Raw genomic sequence first — 2,337 nt, 5'->3', positions numbered from 1 at the left:
TTCAGGGGATAAAGTCATCATATTGTCGATGATTTCAAACAGTTTAATTATCTGTTCCCTCTCGAACTCCTTTTCATATAATCCCCTGATTAACCTCCACTTCCACTGTTCCCGTTGTGGCAGCTTCCCAGTAGTCGCTTTCGTTTTCAGGTGTGCCATGACTATTATAGCAAAGGGATTGTTACTTGCTTCCAATTAGTCACTGATAACTGATAACTGATAACTGATAACTGATAACTGATTAGTTGGTGAACTTCGGGAAAGAAGAAGTATAAAAACGCTTCAAAATACTCGGTTAATGCTTCTTTCCAGGGTTCATCATAATTGGCGGTTGTTGGGTTCATGGCAAGTCGCTACCAATTGGAAAGTTAGGCACTCATCTAAATCTATTATTCCCCATAAATATCATCAATGCCACTTGTCGTCACAAAACTTCCCATTAGAGCAACCTACATCTACATCTTTGTCCTGTAGGGGCGAAGCATTCGGATAAAAAATCTACGGTTTCACCGATAGGTTATTGCCCGAATGCTTCGCCCGTACTTTTTGCCGCAAACCCTAGATAGAGTCCTATAGCAGCGGATAAAAGACAGGATTTTCGCCACTTTTGCCCCCTTTTAGAGAGATTCTTCGCTCACGGAACCATCTTCTTGCACCCAGGCGAGATTTTTAATCATTCGATCGCGGGCATAGGTGCGAATTTGTGCCTCGCTGCGACCACCTAAATCGATCGCCACCCTCAGATTCGGATCACTGGTGCGAAGGGAGCGAGCTTTACTAAAAGTCGCTATCTGGGCGTTATTACCCAAAGGGATAAGCAACCAGTCGAGGGGGGGAGCTTGGGTGGGTAAAGTCTGCCCTGATAATAGACTTTCGTGCAGTTCTTCGATATTTAGGGAAAAACCGATACCCGGAGCCGATTGGCCCTGGGGATGAAAAACGCCCAATAATTGATCATAGCGTCCGCCTTGGCCTAAAATACTGAGATTTTGCTGGTGATCACTAACGGCTTTAAAAACGATGCCGGTGTAGTAATCAAAGGTTTGAATCAGACTTAAATCGAGAATTAGGGGGAAAGGACTAGAGCGATCGGCATTAAGCAGCTCTACTAGGGATTTAAGGTTATTAACGGCTTTTTGGGCTGATTCTTCCTGGGCTAATAGGGCCACTTGTGCGAGGACATCCTCAGGATTACCGCGCAGATGAAATAATTGTCGGGCTTGCTGCCGGAGGATTTCGTTGGGATAGGGAAGATTTTCGAGGCTAACGTAGTCCAGGAGGGCTAAACAGCGTTTCACCTGTTCGCGTAAGGGACCGGGAAAAGGGGAAAGTAGGGAACGAGTCAAACCCGCTTCTCCTAAAATAATCTGCCAGTTAGGGACGGCCAAACTATCGAAACAGTCGGCCAGGAGCAGTAAAATCTCGGCATCAGCTAGTAAACCGCCAGAAAAGAGCAGTTCTACCCCTGCTTGATAGAATTCCACTTGACGACCGTGATAACCGGCGCTAGGGCGACGAAAAACGTTGGCCCGATAACAGAGACGTTGGGGATAGGACTCCCCACTCATGCGGGTGACGGCACTACGCGCAATGGAAGCGGTTAATTCAGGGCGTAATCCCGATAGTCCTTGACTATCCCCGTGGAGTTGGATCACGGTGCTGGGATCGATCGTACCGCCTGCGGTGAGGGTATCGAGCCATTCAATGGTGGAGGTGACGATCCTTTGATAGCCCCAACGCTGAAAGACAGACTGAAGGCGATCATTAATCCAGCCTTTTTGGGTAACTTCTAGGGGTAATAAATCCCTTGTCCCCGCCGGGGGTTGATGAATCATCGAAAATTTTGGGTCTGAAACCCCGTCGTTCTACGACGGCTTTACTGTTAAATATTAGCACATTTACAAAATATATGCTAGAATGTGAGACATGGAAAAAGCCTACTCGTTTCGATTTTACCCCACACCAACACAAGAGTCGCTATTGCGGCGCACTTTGGGCTGTGTAAGATTAGTTTACAATAAAGCTCTCCACGAACGAACACAAGCATGGTACGAAAGACAAGAAAGAGTAGGATATGTTCAAACTTCTTCAATGCTAACCGATTGGAAAAAACAAGAAGAATTAAACTTTCTCAATGAAGTAAGCTGTGTACCTTTACAACAAGGGTTAAGACATTTACAAACAGCTTTCACTAACTTCTTTGCTGGTCGTACTAAGTATCCTAACTTTAAGAAAAAACATCAAGGAGGAAGTGCCGAATTTACTAAGTCTGCTTTTAAATTTAAAGACAAACAAATCTATTTAGCCAAATGCACAGAACCTTTACCTATTCGATGG

Annotated in this window: 3 protein-coding genes and 1 pseudogene; 1 reads left to right on the top strand and 3 read right to left on the bottom strand. The window is 45.2% G+C overall.

Features of this window, described 5'->3' with window-relative positions; all coding sequences use genetic code 11:
- The 3 genes and pseudogenes from O9323_RS22880 to O9323_RS10845 form a co-directional block, all read right to left on the bottom strand.
- Positions 1–195 (bottom strand): annotated as a pseudogene (locus tag O9323_RS22880) (hypothetical protein); the annotation flags it as partial.
- The gene (locus O9323_RS22615) at positions 165–344 is read right to left on the bottom strand and encodes a hypothetical protein (protein WP_353851592.1); all 180 of its coding nucleotides are present in this window, start codon (positions 342–344) and stop codon (positions 165–167) included. The gene O9323_RS22615 and the pseudogene O9323_RS22880, both read right to left, overlap by 31 nt.
- A gap of 273 nt (positions 345–617) precedes the next feature.
- A complete protein-coding gene (locus O9323_RS10845; RefSeq protein WP_288125093.1) occupies positions 618–1,835 on the bottom strand; it encodes an ATP phosphoribosyltransferase regulatory subunit in 1,218 nt (405 codons plus the stop codon).
- 91 nt (positions 1,836–1,926) lie between these two features.
- Here O9323_RS10845 and O9323_RS10840 point away from each other — a divergent pair.
- On the top strand, positions 1,927–2,337 hold a 411-nt coding region (locus O9323_RS10840; RefSeq protein ID WP_288125092.1), incomplete at its 3' end, for an RNA-guided endonuclease InsQ/TnpB family protein.

It is taken from the genome of Microcystis sp. LE19-131.1A, assembly GCF_027532015.1.
Taxonomy (GTDB): Bacteria; Cyanobacteriota; Cyanobacteriia; order Cyanobacteriales; family Microcystaceae; genus Microcystis; species Microcystis ichthyoblabe_A.
The sequence above is the reverse complement of the archived record's forward strand: the minus strand, read 5'-3'. Positions and strand labels throughout refer to the sequence as shown.

What these genes read in the sequence shown, in the direction of transcription:
- O9323_RS22615 (WP_353851592.1), bottom strand. Translation starts at nt 344, where the DNA reads ATGAACCCAACAACCGCCAATTATGATGAACCCTGGAAAGAAGCATTA.
- O9323_RS10845 (WP_288125093.1), bottom strand. Translation starts at nt 1,835, where the DNA reads ATGATTCATCAACCCCCGGCGGGGACAAGGGATTTATTACCCCTAGAA.